This window comes from Bacillus sp. UMB0893, from assembly GCF_002858905.1.
Classification (GTDB): domain Bacteria; phylum Bacillota; class Bacilli; order Bacillales; family Bacillaceae; genus Bacillus_P.
In genome coordinates this window covers 16077-38531 of sequence record NZ_PKLB01000001.1, presented here as the reverse complement: position 1 = coordinate 38531, position 22455 = coordinate 16077, and the positions used below count along the sequence as shown (strand labels likewise).

Here is a 22455-nt window from a genome sequence, read left to right as displayed (position 1 = left end):
CAACGTACATATTCAACATACTTATCCAGATTTTTCACCATACTAAGCCTGAATAACACATGGAGGGATGCAAGATGAGTCAAGATAGCCAAAATAAGCAGACGATGCCTGCACAGCATCAGGATGTTCAGCCAGGGCATGAAAATGTAATGAATCCGCAGCCGCAGTTTGATGCGCTTAACTATAAAGGCAGCGGGAAACTTCTTGATAAGGTGGCCATCATCACAGGAGGGGATTCAGGAATAGGGCGTGCGGTTGCTGTTCATTATGCAAAGGAAGGCGCCGATGTTGTTGTTTGTTATTTGAATGAACATGAGGATGCAAATGAAACAAAGCGGTTAGTTGAGCAGGAAGGACGTCAATGTCATCTGATGGCAGGCGATATTGGAGAGGAATCTTATTGCAGGCAAATCGTCTCCGAGACCGTTATTAAACTAGGGAAAATCGATATTCTAGTCAATAACGCTGCTGAGCAGCATCCGCAGGCTGGAATTGAGGAAATTTCAAAAGAGCAGCTTGAAAGGACATTTAAAACCAATATCTTCTCATTCTTTTATCTAACAAAAGCTGCTCTCCCTTATTTAAAGGAAGGAAGCAGCATCATTAATACGTCATCGATTACGGCATATGCAGGAAATGAACAGCTGATTGATTATTCTGCAACGAAAGGAGCCATTACAGCTTTTACACGCTCACTTTCCATGTCTCTGGTCAAAAAAGGAATCCGAGTAAACGGTGTGGCTCCCGGACCGATATGGACACCTCTAATCCCGTCTACTTTTGATGCTGAAAAGGTTTCTGAGTTTGGGGCAGATACTCCAATGGGACGTCCAGGTCAGCCGGAAGAACTTGCACCAAGCTATGTCTTCCTTGCAAGCCAAGATTCAACTTATATTACCGGCCAGATGATCCATGTGAACGGCGGAAAGATTATCAATGGCTAGAAACAAATCCCGAAACGCTTGAAGAATATTTCAAGCGTTTTTTTGATGAAAATTTTATGGCATGACTTTGAAAATGTGTTTTTAACTAATACATATTAGCAAACGGTTACATACAATAGAATTAGAGAGGAGGGAAACACATGGATCGATTGATTTTCTTATTTTTAGCAGGCATTATCGCTGGCTTTGCATTAATTAAAGTAGCAGGATTTTTAGGATTTTTAGCATTTTTAGCGCCTTTTGTAAAAATTGTTGGAGTTATAGCTATTTTAGTCTTTTCTTTAGTTCTTATCCTTAAAGGCTTTAAAAATTTATTTCATGGCCATAAGTAACTTATTGCATCCTAAGTAATAACCGGTGAATAAAATCGCCGGTTTTTTTATGCACTTTTCATTCCTATCTTATCTCAATAGAAATAGGCTAACATAATCTTAATCTTGGCATATCTTAACTTTGAGCTAACTTGATCATAAATGCTAAATAGGAGGAATTCATAATGAGTAAAGAAGGAACTTGCGGCGGAGGCTACAATAACAGTTTCGCGTTAATCATCGTATTGTTTATTTTGTTAATTATCATCGGTGCTTCTTTTGTTGGTGGAGCTGGATACGACGGCTACTGCTAAAGATTGCTTAAAACGGCTAACCTCCTGGTTATGCCGTTTTTTTATAACAAATACAAAAGTCATACCTGAACCTCTAGAATAAAACCACTAACAGCATGTTTCTAACTGCACTGGGTAATTTAACGCTATCTTACATGAATCCTGAACTAATTATATCCCGTCTTATTATCCCAAATGCGACTCTAACTATCTGCACTAGCCCTCTTATTATCCGGAAACCAGGTCTAACTACCTGAAAATTAGATCTTACTATCAGAGCTCCAATCCCCTGAAATAACGATTAAAAGCAACAATGCTAATGTACAAAAAAACGCATGGATTGTAAATATCCATGCGTTTCATAATGATTTAGCTATCTTTATTAAACTTCCGTGCTAGTTAAAATATCCGTAATAACAGGCACGATTTGTTTTTTGCGGGAGACTACGCCTTTTAAAAGAGCCATGTTATCTGCAAGCTTAACGCCGTATGCCTGTTCAACAGCACGTGTTTCGCGCCCAAGTGCCAGAGCAACTGAGTCATTAATTAAGATGTCTGTTACGACAAAGACGAAAAGATCCAATTCTTTTTCAGCAATGACAGAAGAGATCAATACTTCTATTTCTTCTTTATGAACCAATACATCATTCGGATCAACAGCATTTACTTGTGCGATCTCTACTTTGTAGTTGCCCATAGAGAATTCTTTCGCATCTAATGAGATAAGTTCAGCAACTGTTTTGTCACTTAAATCAGCACCGGCTTTTAGCATATCAAGTCCATAAACTTCAGGATCAACTCCTGCAATTTCTGCTAATTCACGTGCTGCAGCAATATCCTGCTCTGTGCAAGTTGGCGATTTAAATAATAAAGAGTCAGAGATGATAGCAGAAAGCATCAAACCCGCAATTTCCTTAGGAATGCTTACACCATTCTCCTTGTACAATTTGTTTAAAATGGTTGCCGTACATCCGACAGGCTCTGCACGATAGTACAATGGATCACTTGTTTCGAAATTGGCAATGCGGTGGTGATCGATGACTTCAAGTACACGGACATCATCAATATCGCTCACACTTTGCTGACGTTCGTTATGATCAACCAGGATCACTTGATTTACCTCAGTTGCAACGGTTTCTACAAAACGGGGAACTTTCACCGCAAATGTGTCTAATGCGAATTGAGTTTCACCATTGATTTCACCTAAACGCACTGGCTCAACGTTTAATCCAAGCTTTGTTTTCAGATCTGCATACGCAATGGCAGAGCAAATTGTATCTGTATCAGGATTCTTGTGACCAAAGATAAGTACTTTTTCCATGTTAAAAACTCCTTTGCTGTATATGGTGTAGGATTAATGTACATATATTTTCTTATTTTAACAGAAAATCACGCTGTTCACTGTCTCAATTTTAAGTATAAAGCAATTTATATCCTATTTTAACCGTTCTGCCTACTTTTTCAAGTGTGATCTTATGATTGAAAGCAGCCTGACCTTTTCATAAAGCGGGATCGATTCAGTAAGTCTGGCAGCCGCAACTGGCAGTTCCCAGCTCTTTAGTTCTTGCAGTGAAAATGAATGATGTTTTCTATACTCACAATTCATTTCCAGTTCAATTGATGTTTTCACTAACATCAAATTCACCTTTTCATCTGAGGATTTAACGGAAAATACCCTGCTTCCTTTAGAAGCTCTAAATCTTCATCATCTTCTGCCATCTCTGTGAAAATAAATTCCTCATCAAGCTTATAAAGAGTTTCCAGCTGATCTGCAGATTCTTTAAATCTGCCTAAAATGGAAAGATAGCAGGCTCTGTTGTATAAACTGATTAAATCTTCTGGTTCCATAGAAATGGCTTTTTCTACCGCACCTAGTGCCTGTTCCATTTTATTTTGATGTTTATAGATCAATCCAAGCTGATTATAATTATCATGATCATTTGGATCAATATCGATAGCTTTAGCGATAGCTTTTTCTGCTTTTTTGTATTTTTCCATTGCTTCATAGATTCTCGACAAATGAAAATATCCTTTTTCAACTGCCGGCTCGATCTCTACTGCACGCAAATGAGCATTCTCTGCCTCTTCATATTCACCGAGTTCAGTCAAGGCAACTCCAAACAGATTAAAATAATCGGGATCCTCATTATCTTCTAACAATGTTTCCAGCAGATTGCATGCCTCTGATAAATACTTTACAGCCTTTTTCTCACTGACAGTTCCGTATTCATTCACATAAAGTCCCGCCAGCCTGTATGCGATATCCGGATCCCAGTTATGGCGAATGGACTGCTCAAGAACTTTGATGGCGTCCTCAGATAAACCAGAGTTTTCATAAAAATCAACGAACCAAAATACAGCTGCACTATTTTCACGGTCAAGCTTAATTGATTCTTCGTAAAGTCCAATTAAAATCCCAAAATTCAAGCTTACTTTTGAAAAATTTCTGATTCGCTTCAGCCAGCTTTTTTGTTCCTCTACTTCTTCTACCGCATCTTGCATGGACTGTAAATGTCTTTCATAAGCAGCTGCTGCATTCATAAAAACCATGCTTTTCTCTTGATTGGAAAGCTTCATTTTTCTGATTTCACTGTCCAATTTAGGCATAGATCTCGTGCTCGACATTAGTTCAATCCACGTGTCGTAAAGACTTTTGTTCTCACTATTTTCCATTATCAAAGTATGAAGCTGAGCTTTAGCTTGTTTTACTTTTCCCTGCTTCATCCAAAGCTTCACTTGATGAACGAGAATCTGAAATTGAGAAGGTGCGAGTTCATATGCTTTGCTCAGGCAATTTTCTTCCTCTTTTATATCGCCAAGCTTTCCGTGCACATGGGCAAGAGCATCATAAAAAAATGCCTGCTCCACCTTTTTCTCAAGACTTAACAAATGTCCTTTGAATTCTTCAATCTCTGATGGTTTTTCCATCACCTGAAGGACTGTTTCAACCGGAATGCAATAAGGATTAAGATTAAATGCGCGAAGCAGGTAATCTAATTCCTGTTCTCTGTCTTCTCTTCTCTTAGCAATGGAAGCAAGATCCAGCATAGCCTGTTCATGTGAGGAATCAAGCTCCAGCACTTTTTTATAGTATTTTTCAGCTTCGTCATTGTCTTCAATTTTACATGCAATCTCTCCAAGACGATAAAACGGAAGAATATCATCATTCTTTATTGCAATTGCTTCATCAAAATACTCTTTTGCTTTATCAAGATAGCCATGAGCTTCATATAAACAGCCAATGTAACTGATCAGCAAAAATTCTTCTCGTGTTTTATCGTTCCTTAAGCTTTCCAGGAATTTGAGTCCGCGTCGATAAAAGGGCGTCTCAGAAACAAGATTGACATAAACCTCAAGCGCTTCTTCCAAATCGGCCTCCGTCGCATATAATATCCCTTTTTCAACATACGACAGCGCAAGTTCTATTTGAGATTCCTTTTCTTCCATTTCTTCAGCAGCAGCCCACATAAGCTTTCCGGCATTTACGAGAAACTCACTGTTTTTCTGGAAATCTCCATAGTATAAATTGATTGATTGGAAGCATTGTTCGAGTTTTCCTTCTTCTTTAAAAATGGAAGCAAGTGAAATCCTGGAATAGACATCTTCTGCATCCAGTTCTGCTGCTTTTTCATACCAAATTCGTGCTTGTGCATAATCTCCCGCTCGTTCATATAGATCTCCAAGTTCTTGGATGAGCAGCTCGTTTTCCCCGCATTCATTTATCCCTTTTTGAAGGGTCTCTTTTGCTTTAACAGTGTCTTCATATACAAATTCATATAGGCCGGCTAATTCCCGGTAGCCTAAAGAGACATCTGGCTCTAACGAAATCGCTGTCTGAAATCCTCTAAGTGCAAGATGGTACCTTCCTAATTCCTTATCGCATTTTGCTCTTTGATACCATGCATATCCATTGTGTTTATCTGTGTTGAGAATACGGTGAAAAAGAGCTCTGGCTTCTACAAATTTATCCATTTCCATTAAGATCATTCCGTGGTTTATTTGAGGGAATGCGTCTTCTTCATTAATATCCATCGCAATCTCTGAATATTTTATTGCTTCTTTTAGATTGTCCTGATTTAGTTCGGTCAGAGCTAAATAAGACCATAGAATGTGATCGTCCGGTTCATTTTTTACAGCTTCTTTAAAAGATGCAAACGCTCCTGTATAGTCATCTGAGCTGTAGCTTATTCTCCCTTTTAAATACCAATAATTTGAAAGATAATGTTTGAACTTGATTTGCTTAAGATATTCTTCTGAGCGTTCTATTTTATTTATACTAAAATAACCCATCGCCGCTGAAAGACTGCGATATTCTGACTCCTCTGAATGAGCAAAAACATAGCCGCTGGCTGTTTCTAAAATGGCTTCATCCACTTTGTTCGGCAAATATTTGATGATATAGGCTGATACAGCCATATGCTGCAAATGGTCCTTAAGAAAAGCCTGATCTTCAACGCTTAGCTTGCTGTCATCTTCCTCCGTTAAAGAAAAAAGTCTCTCTGCTATTTCATGCTCTTTTTCAGACAAAACATCTAATTGCGCGGCATCTTTTTCGGGAACTATTGCAATGGATAATACCCCGTTATTACCGAATTCCCGTTCTAGATCCTCATACATTACTTCATGAGTGCCGCGCAGATTAGGATCCTGAACATGAAATACCATTAAATTGTCATCATATCCTGCTAGCAATTGAACATGGGAAGTCGTTGGATAATCGATATTAATCATTACAGCAGCGTTTCGATCGATTAACGTTTTGAATAATTCCTGATTGCCAAAAAAGTAACGGCAAAGAAACTCTTTCTCTTCAAAGTATTCAATTGCTTTTGTTAATTTTGAACCTGAAATCGTATATACAGATTCTGCAATCTCATCCTGGCTGTATGTTTTTCCGAACATGCTGAAAATCATTTCTCCACATGCAGGTACACAAAAGTTATATTTTTGAACGACCGGCTTAAAGTTCAGCATTCTATGTTTTTTATCTGCACGGTCATTAAATTTTTTGTAATGGGACCCCGTTTTAAATTCATTATGTTCTTTTAGGTATTCTTCAAGTTTCTTAAATTCTTTCTGTTCGTATAAGGCATCAGCTGTGTAATATTCACACATGTCCTTATATTCATGAAACGGAGTTAAATCATTTAACTCAGAAATCACTTTCTCCATTTCCATCCAGCGTTTCTGTTTAGAGCATAGCCTTATTTTCTCGACCATCAGTTTTGGAAAATCCGGATAGGACCTTAATGCATCATCTAATACGGTTTGTGTTTTTTCCATCTCTCCCTGAAGGGCAAAGTGCTGAACTAGAAGGGAATAGGCAATGGCACCCTCTTTTTCATCTTTCTTCCCCAATTCTAATCGCTCTATGGCTTTGTCCCATTCACCGCTTTGGAGATAATAATAAGCCCATCTTGTATCCATGGAATCTTCTGCCACTTCTGCACACTTCTTTAAATAAGCATCAGCAGCCTTTAAGCGGCGCATTTGAATAAGTGCAATAGCCATATTAAAATAGAGCTTTTCCCGCAACTCAGCCGGGAGATCTTTATTTTCAAGTTCCTTTAACAAATCTTCCGCTTCAATCAATCGATTCTCATCAATTAACTGTTCGCAATACCATAGGGCGGTTTGCGGTGTTTTTAATCTGCGATAACTGTCTCTGATCAAGATCCCGCTCATTTGATCCATTAGTGAAGCATCTAAAACCTGCAATAAGAGTTTTATCTGCTTTTCGTCTTTAAAGGACCGAATGAATCTGCGGTAATGGGAAAGTTTCTTCTCTTTCACAACTTCACGATATTCTATTAAAAAGTGACTGATTGCAGCAGAATAGTCATGCTTTTTCAGCATTTCCTCTATGTATGATATTTTCATAGTTACCCCTCGCCAGATTATTCAGAATAAGAAGCCATTCCATTTAAATATACTCTGTTTTCGCTTATTTGTAATCATAAAAGCGGGAAGTCATGCCATACTTTTTTGAGCAATTCTGAGCCCTGCTTTAGAGAGTGAATTGACCAAAAGAAAAAGAGGCATCTGCGGGTGAAAGAAGGGGATTCAGCAATTGATATTGTTTGTGGATCTGGGAATAATTGTATTAACGGTGATAAACAGTGCTGAGCGGTCAGAAATCGATTTGAACGGCATAATTCAGGGACGAGCGGTCAAAAGCAGGATGTGAGCGGTCAGAACATATATTTCCACAATCAGGAGCGCTCTTTGCAAAAAAAAAGACGAACTCATTAATGAGTCCGTCTAACATCTGATGACATGACACTAATAAAATCCGTTATGAAGTCCTGATATTGAAAGTTCAGTGCTATTGTATGACGGGCTCCAGTAGGCATCAGATTATTTCTAAAGTCAGCATAGCTGAGACCCCTGGCATTTTCCAAAACAATTACTTCTACATTTTTTGTGACGGAATAAATCTTATCTTTGTTCAGCATAAAGTACAATGTGAACACATCATGAATAGACGCGCCGCTTCCACCTGGCCTTAGCTTAGCGTACGCATCCGTATAGTAGTTTATAATGGATGGAATAAGATCCTTATAGGGGTTTGAAGCAATGGAGTATATGTAACCCGCTATTTGTCTCGTCACAATTGCATTGTTTGTGACATTAAGAGGAGTAATGTATACTTTTTTGGAATATTTGAGAACAACGTTTACAGCGATTGGATCCCCGTGAAAGTTTGCTTCTGCTAAAGGTGTGACATTTCCTGGTACGAAAAAGGCTCCTCCCATTAAATAGATTTCTTCGATTTCTTTCATTATTTCGAGGTTTAAATTAAATGCATTTGCCAGTGCAGTCATTCGTCCCGTATCTACGATTGTTAGATCTTTGTTCTGTTCAATAATTGTGAAAATAAAACTGAACTCCTTCACATTTACTTTCATGCCCTCTGGCGGTCTTATCGGTCCTAAACCTTCCTCACAGTGAATTTCCGGATAATAAACCGAGACCTCGCCGGTAAGAGGAAAGGTCGCGCCTACTATGACCGGGATATCCTCTCTTCCTGCAAGCTGAAGCAAATAGGCTGCATTTTCAGTTGCCTGCTGTTTCGAAACATTTCCATAACTCGTTACGATTCCGAGCAGCTCAATTTTCGGATTTAATAATGCATATATGATGGCAAGGGAATCATCAATCCCAGGATCAGCAAAAAGCAAAATTTTTCTCATCATAAAACCACCTAAAAGATATTTATTTTATTCATTTATATGGACATAAATTAACTTCCATTCTAATAATCATTCTTTTTGTTATGCAAAAATGAAAGTGCTTTTAAGTGTCTTCAGAATTTAAAAAGAAATCTCCAGAAAGAAGAAAAAGGTATAGACAAATCTTATGAGAAGTTGAGGAAGCAGAATAATTAATAAGGAAACCACCATGGGCTCCTTTTTATTCATTAAGCTAAATTTTTTAAGCCAAAAGGATTTTGATGATAAAAGTGTAATATATTCACTTATCTGATATTTGGAGAGTGAAGGTCATGGAAGCACAAGCAGTACGAAAAGTAAGACCTATGCGGAGAAAAGCCGTTTGGATTGGCCTTGGAGGATTATTATTTTTAATGATTGGTGCGGTCATTTTCATTAACCTTTACATCGAAAAAAGTCTACCTAAACTCAGCGGAGACATTAATGTAAGCGGTATCAAAAATGCAGTTGAGGTAACGAGAGATAAAAATGGTGTTCCTCATATCAGTGCTCAATCGGAACAAGATTTATATATTGCACAAGGTTATGTCCAGGCTCAGGACCGCTTATTTCAAATGGACTTAAGCCGCAGGCAGGCGTCTGGAATGCTAAGTGAGGTTGTTGGCGAAGCTGCCGTTGATAGAGACAAGTTTTTCCGGACACTGGGCTTAAGAAGAGCAGCAGAAGCTTCCTACCCTGAATACGACCAAAAATCCAAGGAAGCTATGAAATGGTTTGCAGATGGAGTGAATGCCTTTATAGAAGAAGCTAGCGCGAATGGAACTCTTCCGCCTGAATTTAAGCTTCTTGGTTATGAGCCTGCGAGCTGGACACCGATTGACTCATTAACAATTGGAAAATACATGGCATTCGATTTAGGCGGACACTGGTCTGGACAAGCTTTTCGCTATTGGGCGCTCGACACGTTCCCTGAGGAAAAAGCATATGACTTATTCCCATCCTATCCTAAAGATGCACCTGAAATTCTTACTGCCTATATAGATGTACATTTAGAAATTGAAAAAAGCTTTGCCAGTGCGATCATCCCTCCTGAATTTAATGGAAGCAACAATTGGGTCGTAAGCGGTGAAAAAAGCAAAAGCGGAAAACCGCTGCTTGCAGATGATCCTCACCTGTCACTCGGCACCCCATCCATTTGGTATCAAATGCATTTACAAGCAGAAGAAATGAATGTGAGCGGAGTTATTTTTGCAGGAGTGCCAGGAATTATTCTTGGCCACAACGATCACATTGCCTGGGGTGTAACAAATACAGGCCCTGATGTTCAGGATTTATATATTGAAAAAAGAAATCCAGACAATCCGCATCAATTTTTATATAACAATAAATGGGAAGATGCAACAGTACATAGCGAGCCAATCGCGATAAAGGATGCTAAAACGCTTGATTATGAGGTCGTTGAAACGCGTCATGGCCCTATCGTGTCAGATTTTGCATTTGATAAACATAAAGATACCGCACTTGCGATGAAATGGACGGCACTTATGCCTTCTGCAGAATTTCAAGCTGTGCTGTCGATGAATAAAGCAAAAAACTGGGATGAGTTCGAAGATGCACTCACTGACTTTCACGTTCCAACACAGAATTTCGTTTTCGCCGGATCAGATGGAACCATCGCCTATAAAGCAAACGGAAAGATTCCAATCAGAAAAAAAGGTGACGGACTGATCCCTGTACCAGGCTGGACAGACGAATATGAATGGGAGGGATTTATTCCTTATGACGAGCTTCCGCGGGTGATAAACCCTGAAGAAGGCTTTGTTGCAACAGCCAACAACAAGGTGATCGATGAAAGTTATCCTTACCATATTAGCCATCATTGGGCACAGCCGTACAGGTATAAGAGAATCAAAGAAGTGTTAGAGACAAGTAAAAAGCTCACTTTAAATGATATGAAGAATCTGCAGATGGACCAGCGAAACTTGTATGCGGAGGAATTTTTACACCCGCTGCTTGAAAGGATTAGCGCGTCAGATCTGAATGATACTGAAATAGCTGCAGCTAATCTTTTAGGTAAATGGAATCTTCAAGATGATAAAGAAATGGCAGCTCCTCTGCTCTTTCATTTGTTAATGAAAGAAATTCCAGTAACCTTATTTAAAGAAGCTGTTCCTAAAAATATGGATACTCTATTTGAAGGAAAACAAGGTATTGTTGATGAACTGCTGAGACGTGCTTTAAATGGTGATGAATCTGATTGGATTGCAGAAAAAGGGGGTCTGGATCAAGTTCTGCATACTTCGTTCAGGAATGTAGTTTCTTCCCTTATAGAAGAATACGGCAAGAACCCTGAGGACTGGAACTGGGGCGACTATCACCAGCTTTATTTTGGCCATCCTCTCTCATCAGCATCTCCTGTATTGAAATGGCTGTTTAATAACGAAAAGCCGTTGCCAGTCGGGGGCAGCCAAATTACAGTTGGGGCAGCAAGCTATACTGCCGAAGGAGTCGTCGATCACGGTGCTTCCTGGCGCTTTGTAATCGATGCAGCCGAAATAAGCAAAGGCCATCATATCGTCGGACCTGGACAATCAGGACATGTCAAAAGTAAATGGTATCATGATCAGCTTGATGATTGGATCAGCGGCAATTATCATTTGACAGATATTCATGCTGAGCAAACTGAAAAAGGATTAACATTATTGCCGAAGGAATAAATTACGGTGTTATTCTTTCTACTCGTACCATATATGTGTGTGTCTGTACAAAAATTTTCCGGCCATTTTCTCACTTTTCTGGCCGATTTATATTAACATGGGTACCGCTCCGCACTTTATGAAGCAGTAAATCTATATGAATTTTACAAAAATAAAAAAGCTGCATCAGGCATGATGCAGCTTTTCTACTGTCGAATTATTTTTGCACGATTGTCGTTTCACAAGTTTGTGAGGGATGATAATCCTCTTGATTGGATCTAATGGATCTTCAACAAGATGTATGACATGTTTGGCCGCTTCGTAGCCAAGCTGAAAAATGTTGATATCCACTGTCGTAAGCGGCGGTCTCGATACTTCTGAGAGCATTACATTGTTAAACGATACTACGGAAACGTCATTTGGGACATTGATTCCCATATCATCTAGCATATTCAAAACACCGAGCGCCATTAAGTCATCTGCAACGACAAGAGCAGTTGGCGGCTCATCCAGTTTGAACAGTTCCTGAACGGCTGCCTGTCCGCCTTCTTTTAAGAATTGGGCGTGTACGATATAGTCATCACGATAGTTTAAACCTGCATTTCGAATCGCTTTTTCATATCCTAAAAGCCGCTCGATAGTCACAACAAGTTTTAGATTTCCGCCGATGAAGGCAACGCGCTTATGGCCAAGCTCAATAAGGTGCTCTGTTACTTCTTTTGCAGCGCGATAATTATCATTATCTACGTGCGTAATGCGCTCAACGTCTTTGAATGGTTTTCCGACTATGACAAATGGAAAATTTTTGAGCAGCAGATATTTAGTCAGTTTATCATCGACCTGAGAATACAATAGGATAATTCCATCTACCCGTTTGCCTTCTACCATTTGCACGACGCCTTCCATGATTTCCGCATCCGTCTCACCTGTTGACATATGGAGTGCATAATGTTTTTGATGAGCTCCTTTGCTTATCCCGCGAATGACTTCTGGAAAGAATGGGTTCAAAAACGCTTTATCAGCTGATCCTGGAATAATAATACCAATCGCTTGGGTTGATTGATTTGCCAAACTGCGGGCGATAAAGTTCGGATGATATCCAAGCTCATTCATCGCTTCCCTGACTCTTTCTTTTGTTTTCTCACTTATACGCGGGTTATTAGCTATAACTCTCGAAACCGTTGATGGAGCTACATTCGCTAACCTTGCGACATCTTTTATTGTTGCCACAATCCCATCCCTCTCTTACTTTCAATATGCTTGGAGCCAAGTTCCAGCATTCCATATTGAAATTCTAATTTATCATCTTTTTCTCTTTATGAACAGCTTGTAAACGGATTCAAATATTGGGAATCAGAATACCTTAAAGCTAAAGGCAAGAACTTTATTTCACCTTAGCATCACTGATTTTATCCTTGCTTCTTTCTTCTGTTCATAAAAAGAAATCCTGCAAACAATGCCGGTACGACAACGAATACACTGATCAGCGGAAGATTAGGTCCTGTTTTTTCGCCCACTTCGTAAAGCTCAGATGTTTCGCGGTCGAGTATGATTTCATACTTGCCATTTTTTTCTTTTGTAATATCACCTGTCAACAAACCGCGCAGTTCTTTATTTTCATCCAGCACTTCTGCTGTCAGGATTGCATTTCTTGATTTATCTGTATTATTCAGGGCTATTACGGTTACTTCTTCCTCATAGGTTCTCTTGAGGATCGTCATTCCTTTTTCATCATATAAAACTTCCATATCACCGCGTCTTAAAGATGGAAACTCCGAACGAATTTCTCCGAGCTTAGACACATATTTAATCAGCTCATCATTTGCACGGAAATTCATCATCCTTCGATTGTCTGGATCTTTGCCGCCATCTAATGCAATTTCTGTTCCATAATACACAACTGGCATACCAGGTGCAGCATACATGTAAGTCAATGCCATTTTTAATCGCGTGACCGGGTTTTGATTATTAGAAATGGCTTTTCTTGTAAACCGTTCATTGTCGTGATTGTCAATAAAATTCCCTAAAATATAAGGATCCTTGTAAAGCACTTTATTGCGCTTAAACACATTCGCAAGCATTCCGGGAGAACCGCCGACATCTGAAAAAACGGCAGAAGCATCTTCAAAAAAAGGATAATCAACGACAGAATCAATTCCTGTTTCCGTATAACCTGCTACGTAGCGGGGATCTTTATCCCAAACCTCTCCCATCAGGAAAAAATCTTCCTTCACTGATTTTACTTCTTTCGAAAATTCTTCCCAAAAGTCTTTCGGAACATGCCGAACAGTATCTAATCGATATCCGTCAATATCTGTCTCGGTGATCCACCACTTTGCTGCATCCATCAGAAATGCCCGCGTTTCAGGATTTTCTGTGTTCAAATCAGGCAATCCAAACAGCCAGCCATTTTCTACTTCTTCTTGATTTTGCCAATTAGCAATATCCTTTTTTTCATGAAACCAGTCTTTTTTCTCAGGGTCCTGCAGCCATGGATGCTGATAACCGGTATGATTTACTACGAAATCAAGTACAACTTTTATATCCCGTTTGTGGGCTTCTTTTACAAGCGTTTTAACATCATCAAGAGTTCCGAAGTTCTCATCCACTTTTTTAAAGTCACGAATCCAATAGCCGTGATAACCGCCTTCTTCATTATCAAAAACAGGTGTCAGCCAAATGGATGTAAACCCCATTTCCTGAATATAATCCAGTTTATCAATAATTCCTTGAAGATCTCCCCCATGGTAGGCTTTCGGATCTTTCGGATTTGCTTCAAAATCATTGCTTGCATTACCATTGTTAAAACGGTCAATCATAATAAAATACATGCTTTCATCTTGCCAAGATCGATCTTCCTTCTCTTCTGCATTCGCAATGTTTGCTGAATAACATGTGAGAAGGAAAAAAGGGATGATTAGTACTTGTACGAATCGCTTAAGCATCCCTCTGCCCCCCTTACTGCGTATTAGCTGTTTTTCATCTCTTTCTCTACTGTGGGGAAATATGATAATTATAGACAGCTTTACGTATAAGACTATTAAATTGCGGCATTTATTTCAATATGAAATTGATTTCTTATCCTTTATTCGCGCCAGCTGTCAGGCCTTCAACAATATATTTTTGGAAAATCAAGAATAGGATTGTGATCGGTACGGCTACAAGTACAGCCCCTGCTGCGAAAGTAGTAAACTGGGTACTTGTTCGCCCAGTAACGAATTCGAAAAGACCGACTGCAAGCGTTTTGTTCTCATTTGAACGAAGGATCAGACGGGCAAAAATAAAGTCCATCCAAGGTCCGATAAAATTATTTACAGCAATAAAAACTAAGATTGGCTTTGATAAGGGCATCATGATTTTGAAGAAAATCGTAGTATGACTTGCCCCATCCATTTTCGCTGCTTCTTCTAAACTTCTTGGGAGTCCGTCAAAATATCCTTTTACAAGCCAGGCACCAAACGGAATCGATCCGCCAGCATAAACAAGGATAAGTCCCCAGTGATTGTCTAATAATCCAATTTGAAGAAGTAGAATGTAAATGGCGATCATCCCCATAAAGCTTGGGAACATTTGCAGAACAAGCATAGCCATTAAACCTTGTTTGCGCCCTGGAAAACGGAAACGCGAGAATGCATATGCAGCTGTTACCACAAGGAATGTTGAAATAATCATGTTGAAAAAGGCAATTTTGAATGTATTTTGATACCATGTTAAATATTTCGTTTCCTCAAATAAATAACGATAGTGTTCAATGCTTAATGCTTCAGGAATCAGCTTTGTTGAAAACAATGAATCCCCTGGATTTAATGATCCGATAAGGATGAAATAAACCGGATACAGTACTAAGATGGCTGTTATGACTAAAATGGCATAGATAATGCCAACGACGAGTTTATCAGTAAGTTTTCTATTCATCATGACATCATATCCTCTTCCTTAAATGCTTTAGTTTTTCTGAAATTCCAGATAGAAAGAGTTGCTACAACGACAAAGATTAAAATCGAAACAACAGAAGCTGTGGCAAACTGACTTTGTTCAAGCGTCATTTTATAAATCCAGCTGATTAAAATATCTGTTGAACCGGCATAGCTGTAATTCACGTTAACAGGATTACCTTGAGTTAATAAATAAATGATGTTGAAATTGTTGAAGTTTCCTGCAAAGCTCATGATCAACAATGGAGCTGTTGAGAACATCACAATTGGCATCGTAATCTTCCAAAATTTATTCCAAGGCGTTGCACCATCAACATCCGCTGCTTCAAACATTTCTTTATCAATTGTAGTCATAACACCGCTCATAAGAACCATCCAGAATGGGAATCCAAACCACATGTTAACTGTTACCAGTGTGACTTTTGCCCACATCGGATCTGAAAGCCAAGGGATAGCTTCTAGTCCAATTGCTCTTAAATATTGATTAAGCGGTCCAAATTCACCATTAAAGATATTTCTCATAATTAAAATACTGACAAATTGAGGAATAGCCCATGGCAAGATGTAAATACTGCGCCATAAGCGTTTCAGTTTAATTCCTTTGTGATTGATTAATACTGCAAAAATCAAACCAAGAAAGAATGTTGTTGCTGTAGATAAAATCGCCCATACAACTGTCCAGCCAAATACCCCATAGAACGTTGTGCTCCATGTTTTTAACTGAAAAAGGTTGAGAAATGTATCAAAGCCAACCCAGTCAACTAAAGCTTTAGGAGGCAAATGATTCGGACCAGAGTAATTTGTAAATGCAATCATGACCCCAAATAATAGCGGCAGGATTGTTAAGAACATCGTGAAAAGAATGGATGGAGTTAATAAAATGTAAGGAAAACCGTTTTCCCAAACATTCATTAACGTTTCTTTTGCTGAGTTTGGTTTAATGCCGCGCTCGCGAAGTTTTCCGACTTTATATGCATCCCGGATATTTAAGTAGTACACCCATAAGAATAATAAGAAGGAAATTAAGAAAATAATGCCTTCAATCATTAAAAAGATAGAATGATCTCCCTGTACAACTTCAAATCCTTTTCGCGACTGCGGTGTATCGCCAAGACTTGTTAAGCCCCACATTGCATATCTGAAAGGCAAAGACCAGAACACTAAAATGTAAACTTCCAAAAGGATAAATAAAATTCCTTTTAAATATTGACGATGATAAATCTGTCCAAGCCCCATTAGTAAAAATGATAGTAATGCACCTATTCTAGCTGGTCCGCGCATTATGTCAGGCCTCCTCACGTTGTTTGAAAGTAGTGTATATTGTGAAAATTCATCATGTGTTTTCCCCGGTTCCCCTTTGCTGTCCCCATTTACGGGCAGTTAACCCGCACCTCTTTTCCATGCTTCCCATCCAGCATAGAGGTAGAGGCTGCTGCCTGCCAATAAAGGATAAAATTTGAGCCAATACCATAGGTATCGGCTCAAACTGACTATTACTTCGTTTGTGAAGAGATTGCATCTTCAATTTGCTGAAGTGCTGCGTCAAGTGCCTTTTTAGGTTCTGTGCCATCATTCCACATTGTTGTGTATGCTGTTTCCATTGGACCCCATACAGATTGCATTTCAGGAATGTTTGGCATTGGTAATGCAGATTCTGCCTGCTCTAGGAATGCAGATGCAATTTCGTTATTTTGGATTGCATCGCTCTCAATCAATTCAGTTTGCGGTGGAAGCTGACCAGTCATTTCAAAGCGTTTTTGAAGCATCTCTTTGCTTGTTGCAAATTGTGCTAATAAAGTAGCTGCTTTTGGATATTTAGAATAAGAGTTTACATAGTAAGCTTTAATTCCAGAGAAACTTTTTGGAGTTTCGCCGTTATCTAATTTAGGAAGCGGTGCAATACCGAAGTTAATGCCAGCTTCTTCATGGTTTTTAATATCCCAAGGACCTGAAATACGGTACATTAATTTATTCTCATTAAAGAATGAACTGATTAAGTCACCAGTAATATCTTCTTTTTTCAATGGAAGCAGTTCTTTATTCATGCGCTGCATGAATTCACCTGAAGCAACAGCGCCTTCATTGTTTATTCCTAGATCTTTAGCATCTGTGTTATCGTTTCCGAAAATGTAACCGCCGTAGCCCGCAAAGAATGCATGTGCAAAGTAGAAGTTAGCAGGCTCCATCATGAAGCCGTATTTGCCGTCTCCAGCAAAGCTTTTAGATTGTTCGAAAATTTCGTCAAATGTTTCTGCAGGTTTGTCAACTAAATCTTTATTGTAATAAAGTGCGTATGTTTCAATTGCCATTGGGAATCCGTAAAGTTTAGACTCGCCGCCTTCTTCAGTGTAAGATGTACCGCTGATAGCAGCAGGCAGGAAAGTTTCTTTATATTCCTCTGCTAATACGTTTTCATAAATAAGACCAGCTTTTACCATGTTACCTACATGGTCGTGCGGTGCGTGGAATACGTCCGCCCCAAGGCCAGCAGGACCGTCAACTTCAAGCTTTCCAGCTGCGTCAACATGGTTTACTTCCTGTACTTCAACAGGTATGTCATATTTCTTTGTGAATTCTTCTGCTACATAAGTTGCCCATTCAGCTTCTGCATCAGCGTTATCCCAAAGTACTAATTCTGCACCTTCCTCAGGTGTTAAATCTACTGCTTCTTCTGTTTTTTTGTCGCCCTCTTTGTCGCCGCCTTCTGTTTTTTCCGGCTCCGAGCTGCTGGGCTTGCTGCATGCAACCAGTGCAAACATAAGCAAAGCAATTAAAGATAAAGATAAAATCTTTCTCATTCATTTCCCCACCTTTTTTTGTTGTGATCTATTTCATTGTACTTATTACCCAGAGGCAATCCGCACAACCGAAACCAAAGTCTCGTTTTTAATAATGAAAACGCTTCCTATTAATCTCAAAAAATTAGAAAAACGTTTTGAGTTGTAGAAAGGCACAGCCGGCAAACCCGTTGTGCAAACGTTTTCCCTAATAACTAATTTTTATTTTAATTTTGCTAGAATTAAAAGTCAATATATTTTTCGAAATATATGCAAACGTTTTCCTAATGATTTATAATGGGTTCATGTTCTGGATTTTGCCGAATTAAGGTGATTATTGAAATAGGCAGAATGTCTCAGCCTTCTAACAGTATATACCTGTCTCATATTCTATATGAGTCCGCTTAATCTATTTTTTAAAAATTAAGAAAGTGAGTGATGAACATGCTGAAAGAAGCCATTTACCATCGCCCGAAAAACCAATATGCCTACGCATATGATCAAAAGACAATACATATTCGTCTTCGAACAAAAAAGAATGATGTTGATTCTGTGAGTCTTGTCCACGGCGATCCTTATCTCTGGAAAGATAAAAATTGGCTGGTCGAAAAAGCAGCAATGGAGAAAAGCGGTTCAGATGAATTATTTGATTATTGGTTTGCTGCTGTAGAACCAAAATATAGACGCTTGAGGTATGGCTTTGAACTCTCATCTAAAGAAGAAACACTAGTTTATACGGAAAAAGGATTCATTAATGAGGTTTCAACAGATGATACAGCGCCATATTTTGCATTTCCATTTTTAAATAAAATTGATGTTTTTAAAGCTCCTGAATGGGTGAAGGATACGGTCTGGTATCAAATTTTCCCGGAACGCTTTGCAAATGGAGATTCTTCTATTAATCCTGAAGGAACATTAGCATGGGGCAGCACAGAGCCAAAGAGTGATAATTTCTTCGGAGGCGATTTTGAAGGTGTGATCCAGAATATTGATTACCTTAAAGATTTAGGGATAAACGGTATTTACTTCACTCCTGTATTTAAAGCATTTTCCAACCATAAATACGATACGATTGATTATATGGAGCTTGATCCTCAATTCGGAGATAAAGAAACGTTCAAACGTCTCGTTCAAACATGTCATGATAACGGAATCCGTATCATGCTTGACGCTGTTTTCAATCATAGCGGCTATTTTTTCCCGCAATTTCAAGATGTCCTCCAGCATGGAATGGACTCGAAATATAAGAACTGGTTCCACATACATGATTTCCCGCTGAAAAATGATGATGATTCCCTGAATTACGATGCCTTTGCCTTTGTAGAAAGCATGCCAAAACTTAATACAGAGAATCCTGAAGTGAAAGAATATTTATTAGAAGTTGGCCGCTATTGGGTCCGCGAGTTTGACATTGACGGCTGGAGACTGGATGTTGCCAATGAAGTGGATCATCAATTTTGGCGCGAATTCCGTCAGGCTGTTCGTGCTGAAAAAGAAGATGTTTATATCTTGGGAGAAATCTGGCATGATGCTATGCCATGGCTTCAAGGCGATCAATTTGATGCCGTCATGAATTATCCGTTCACTACCGGCACGATGAATTTCATTGCAAATGATAAAGTGCGTGCAGAAGAATTTGTGAATATTATGGAGAGCGTGCTTCACTCTTATCCGAAAAATGTAAATGAAGCAGCCTTCAACCTGCTCGGCAGCCACGATACCCCGCGAATCTTAAATACAGCCCAGCATTCAAAAGAAAAACTTAAGCTTCTTTTCGCCTGCCAATTAAGCTTTATCGGCTCCCCTTGTATATATTACGGAGACGAAATTGGAATGGATGGCGATCAGGATCCCGGCTGCCGCAAATGCATGATCTGGGAAGAGGACAAGCAGGATCGTGAGTTATACAGCTATGTAAAAAAACTGATTAGTCTTAGAAAGCAATATCCTGTCTTTGGAAATGGCGGAGATATCACATATATTGAAGCAAATGATGAGACAAATCACGTTATTTTTACAAAGCAAAATAAAAAGGAAAAAATGATTGCAGTCCTTAATAATTCTGCCAACGAATTAACTGCAGCCCTTCCGTTTGAATTACAGGATACGAAATTAGTGGACCTGATGACTGGAAAAGAATATGCTGCACATGCAAAACAACTTACAATAACCGTTAAGCCTTATGGAATGGCATTTTATTCGATTGAACAACCTGTTTAATCTCATATACTTCCCGGGTAAAAATCATAATGATTTTTACCCTTTTTATTTTGCTTTCACTACATCAATTAAGTTTCATATATTCCTATTTTTAATTGGGAGCTGACTAGCTCATTCTGTGCTTTTATTCTCTTTTCCTATTGAAATACTATACTTTAATGAGCTATTTTTATTATATTAATATATTTGATTTTATTCATTTCTTTTGCTATTATTTAATCAATTATTAACTTAATGAGTAAACTTCTCACATTTACGTTAAGTTTTATTTTCCCAGTAATATTTTTACATTTTTGAAAGCGTTACCATTTTCTGCAGTTTAGAAGATTTGGAGGAATTATTAAATGAGCAAAAACAACCAAGAATTACAGCGGGGGCTCGAGCCCAGACATATCTCACTTATGTCTTTAGGAGCTGCAATTGGAGTAGGGCTATTCTATGGTTCAGCAAAAGCGATCCAGATGGCTGGTCCCGGAATCCTGCTTGCGTATGCGTTTAGCGGAATGATTATGTTCTTTATCATGAGAGCTCTCGGCGAGATGGCCGTTCATAATCCTGTAGCAGGTTCATTCAGCAGATATGCACGAAACTACTTAGGGCCTCTTGCTGGTTATATAACAGGCTGGAACTACTGGTTCTTGTGGGTGATTACATGTATGGCTGAAATAACTGCAGTCGGCATCTATATGGAATTCTGGTATCCAGATGTGGACCGATGGATCTGGGCTCTGGCTGCACTTGCCATTATGACAGCGGTTAATTTCCTTGCTGTAAAGTTTTTCGGAGAACTTGAGTTTTGGTTTGCTTTAATTAAAATTGTCGCAATCATTTTTATGATTATTGTTGGATTTGGAATGATTTTGTTCGGATTCGGGAACGGCGGCGTTGCAACAGGCATCAGCAACTTATGGGAAAATGGCGGTTTCTTCCCTAACGGCTTTACAGGAGTGCTTATGTCATTGCAAATGGTTATGTTTGCCTACCTTGGCATCGAGCTGATCGGCGTTACTGCAGGAGAAGTAAAAAATCCAGAAAAAACACTGACAAAAGCAATTGATACTGTTTTTTGGAGAATTCTTATTTTCTACGTAGGTGCGCTGTTTGTCATCATGTCCATTTATCCTTGGGATCAGATTGGTACACAAGGAAGTCCATTCGTATTAACATTTGAAAAAATAGGGATTCCAGCAGCGGCAGGAATTATTAACTTTGTCGTTTTAACAGCTGCACTTTCATCTTGTAATGGAGGAATATTCAGCACAGGTCGTATGCTGTTTAATCTGGCTCAACAGGGCGAGGCGCCTAAATCATTTGAAAAACTGACAAAAGGCGGCGTTCCGGGATTTGCTATCTTGGTAACAGGTGCAGCACTATTAATCGGTGTTATTTTGAACTATCTTGTTCCTGAAAAAGTATTTATGTATGTAACAAGCATCTCGACATTTGGTGCGATTTGGACTTGGTCGATGATCTTGCTTTCTCAGCTTAAATTCCGTAAAGCGATGAAGCCTGTTGAAGTGAAGAAACTAAAATACAGACTGCCTTTATTCCCATTCACATCTTATTTATCACTTGCTTTCCTGGCATTGGTAGTTGGGTTAATGGCCATTTTCCCAGATACTAGAATCGCATTAATTGTAGGACCTGCATGGATCCTTCTGCTTGTTGCGATTTATTACGGAAAAGGTTTTCATAAGAAGAGCAATAAGTCTGTATCTCAGCACAAAATCAGCTAAATTTAAAAGGAGACAAGGTGAAGATCATCTTGTCTCCTTTTTTATCGAGGCTGTTTTCGCATTGATTGTTATTTTCCGGAGTCTATTAATTAGGATATCGTGCTTTTTTCAAATAAAATCGAACGAAACGTTCTCTAAAATAACGATGAAACACATTAAATATGATTGAAAAGCAACAATGTTATAGAAAGGCTGTTTTCGCATTGATTGTTGTTATTGGTTATTAATTGTACCCGTGGATTTTCGCTGCAGGCACTTGCTTTCCGCTGTGAGGGATGGGAGCCTCCCCGGCTATGCCTGTGGGGTCTCCCATTCCCCTCTATTTCCCGCAGGAGTCAAGTGCCTTCCGCTACAAATCCACTAAAGGTTTT

15 protein-coding genes are annotated in these 22455 nt (G+C 39.0%); 6 read left to right on the top strand and 9 right to left on the bottom strand.

What is annotated here, in order from left to right; translation table 11 throughout:
* Positions 1–74 precede the first annotated feature (74 nt).
* The 3 genes from CYJ36_RS00165 (at position 75) to CYJ36_RS00155 (ending at position 1569) form a co-directional block, all read left to right on the top strand.
* A complete protein-coding gene (locus tag CYJ36_RS00165; RefSeq protein ID WP_101563659.1) occupies positions 75–944 on the top strand; it encodes an SDR family oxidoreductase in 870 nt (289 codons plus the stop codon).
* Between the two features lie 140 nt (positions 945–1084).
* Complete coding sequence (locus CYJ36_RS00160; RefSeq protein WP_101563657.1) at positions 1085–1276, top strand: hypothetical protein; 192 nt, start codon at positions 1085–1087, stop codon at positions 1274–1276.
* A 164-nt stretch (positions 1277–1440) separates the two neighbouring features.
* Positions 1441–1569, top strand: coding sequence for a YjcZ family sporulation protein (locus CYJ36_RS00155; RefSeq protein ID WP_101563655.1), 129 nt, complete (start codon positions 1441–1443; stop codon positions 1567–1569).
* Positions 1570–1930: 361 nt separating this feature from the next.
* Here the strand turns inward: CYJ36_RS00155 and CYJ36_RS00150 are convergent, their stop codons facing one another.
* From CYJ36_RS00150 to CYJ36_RS00135, 4 genes are all read right to left on the bottom strand, one after another.
* Positions 1931–2869 (bottom strand): manganese-dependent inorganic pyrophosphatase, encoded by a 939-nt coding sequence (locus CYJ36_RS00150; protein ID WP_101563653.1) that lies wholly within the window; start codon positions 2867–2869, stop codon positions 1931–1933.
* Between the two features lie 132 nt (positions 2870–3001).
* Positions 3002–3178 (bottom strand): hypothetical protein, encoded by a 177-nt coding sequence (locus CYJ36_RS00145; RefSeq protein ID WP_219621047.1) that lies wholly within the window; start codon positions 3176–3178, stop codon positions 3002–3004.
* An 11-nt stretch (positions 3179–3189) separates the two neighbouring features.
* Positions 3190–7428, bottom strand: coding sequence for a tetratricopeptide repeat protein (locus CYJ36_RS00140; RefSeq protein ID WP_101563649.1), 4239 nt, complete (start codon positions 7426–7428; stop codon positions 3190–3192).
* Between the two features lie 368 nt (positions 7429–7796).
* Complete coding sequence (locus CYJ36_RS00135; RefSeq protein WP_101563646.1) at positions 7797–8741, bottom strand: nucleoside hydrolase; 945 nt, start codon at positions 8739–8741, stop codon at positions 7797–7799.
* Positions 8742–9052: 311 nt separating this feature from the next.
* Between CYJ36_RS00135 and CYJ36_RS00130 the strand changes: the two genes are divergently transcribed.
* On the top strand, positions 9053–11437 hold the full coding sequence (locus CYJ36_RS00130; RefSeq protein ID WP_101563644.1) for a penicillin acylase family protein: 2385 nt from the start codon (positions 9053–9055) through the stop codon (positions 11435–11437).
* 165 nt (positions 11438–11602) lie between these two features.
* Here CYJ36_RS00130 and CYJ36_RS00125 read toward each other — a convergent pair whose 3' ends face one another.
* The 5 genes from CYJ36_RS00125 to CYJ36_RS00105 form a co-directional block, all read right to left on the bottom strand.
* Positions 11603–12649, bottom strand: a complete 1047-nt coding sequence (locus tag CYJ36_RS00125; protein ID WP_101563641.1) for a LacI family DNA-binding transcriptional regulator — start codon at positions 12647–12649, stop codon at positions 11603–11605.
* A 176-nt stretch (positions 12650–12825) separates the two neighbouring features.
* Positions 12826–14361: an alpha-amylase family glycosyl hydrolase gene (locus tag CYJ36_RS00120; protein ID WP_101563639.1), complete on the bottom strand. Its 1536-nt coding sequence runs from the start codon at positions 14359–14361 to the stop codon at positions 12826–12828.
* 133 nt (positions 14362–14494) lie between these two features.
* The gene (locus tag CYJ36_RS00115; protein ID WP_101565551.1) at positions 14495–15331 is read right to left on the bottom strand and encodes a sugar ABC transporter permease; all 837 of its coding nucleotides are present in this window, start codon (positions 15329–15331) and stop codon (positions 14495–14497) included.
* Positions 15331–16632: a carbohydrate ABC transporter permease gene (locus CYJ36_RS00110; RefSeq protein ID WP_101563637.1), complete on the bottom strand. Its 1302-nt coding sequence runs from the start codon at positions 16630–16632 to the stop codon at positions 15331–15333. Before CYJ36_RS00110 ends, CYJ36_RS00115 begins: the two co-directional genes overlap by 1 nt.
* Before the next feature lie 212 nt (positions 16633–16844).
* Entirely contained in the window at positions 16845–18149 is a 1305-nt protein-coding gene (locus CYJ36_RS00105; RefSeq protein WP_101563635.1) for a sugar ABC transporter substrate-binding protein, read from the bottom strand.
* A 423-nt stretch (positions 18150–18572) separates the two neighbouring features.
* Between CYJ36_RS00105 and CYJ36_RS00100 the strand changes: the two genes are divergently transcribed.
* Both CYJ36_RS00100 and CYJ36_RS00095 read left to right on the top strand, forming a co-directional pair.
* Positions 18573–20348, top strand: coding sequence for an alpha-glycosidase (locus CYJ36_RS00100; protein ID WP_101565549.1), 1776 nt, complete (start codon positions 18573–18575; stop codon positions 20346–20348).
* A 344-nt stretch (positions 20349–20692) separates the two neighbouring features.
* The gene (locus tag CYJ36_RS00095) at positions 20693–22084 is read left to right on the top strand and encodes an amino acid permease (RefSeq protein ID WP_101563633.1); all 1392 of its coding nucleotides are present in this window, start codon (positions 20693–20695) and stop codon (positions 22082–22084) included.
* Positions 22085–22455 lie beyond the last annotated feature (371 nt).

Excerpts from the sequence above, each read along its gene's own strand:
- CYJ36_RS00105 (WP_101563635.1), bottom strand. The coding sequence starts at position 18,149 with ATGAGAAAGATTTTATCTTTATCTTTAATTGCTTTGCTTATGTTTGCA.
- CYJ36_RS00155 (WP_101563655.1), top strand. The coding sequence starts at position 1,441 with ATGAGTAAAGAAGGAACTTGCGGCGGAGGCTACAATAACAGTTTCGCG.
- CYJ36_RS00110 (WP_101563637.1), bottom strand. The coding sequence starts at position 16,632 with ATGCGCGGACCAGCTAGAATAGGTGCATTACTATCATTTTTACTAATG.
- CYJ36_RS00095 (WP_101563633.1), top strand. The coding sequence starts at position 20,693 with ATGAGCAAAAACAACCAAGAATTACAGCGGGGGCTCGAGCCCAGACAT.
- CYJ36_RS00165 (WP_101563659.1), top strand. The coding sequence starts at position 75 with ATGAGTCAAGATAGCCAAAATAAGCAGACGATGCCTGCACAGCATCAG.
- CYJ36_RS00120 (WP_101563639.1), bottom strand. The coding sequence starts at position 14,361 with ATGCTTAAGCGATTCGTACAAGTACTAATCATCCCTTTTTTCCTTCTC.
- CYJ36_RS00135 (WP_101563646.1), bottom strand. The coding sequence starts at position 8,741 with ATGAGAAAAATTTTGCTTTTTGCTGATCCTGGGATTGATGATTCCCTT.
- CYJ36_RS00100 (WP_101565549.1), top strand. The coding sequence starts at position 18,573 with ATGCTGAAAGAAGCCATTTACCATCGCCCGAAAAACCAATATGCCTAC.
- CYJ36_RS00160 (WP_101563657.1), top strand. The coding sequence starts at position 1,085 with ATGGATCGATTGATTTTCTTATTTTTAGCAGGCATTATCGCTGGCTTT.
- CYJ36_RS00130 (WP_101563644.1), top strand. The coding sequence starts at position 9,053 with ATGGAAGCACAAGCAGTACGAAAAGTAAGACCTATGCGGAGAAAAGCC.
- CYJ36_RS00150 (WP_101563653.1), bottom strand. The coding sequence starts at position 2,869 with ATGGAAAAAGTACTTATCTTTGGTCACAAGAATCCTGATACAGATACA.
- CYJ36_RS00115 (WP_101565551.1), bottom strand. The coding sequence starts at position 15,331 with ATGAATAGAAAACTTACTGATAAACTCGTCGTTGGCATTATCTATGCC.
- CYJ36_RS00140 (WP_101563649.1), bottom strand. The coding sequence starts at position 7,428 with ATGAAAATATCATACATAGAGGAAATGCTGAAAAAGCATGACTATTCT.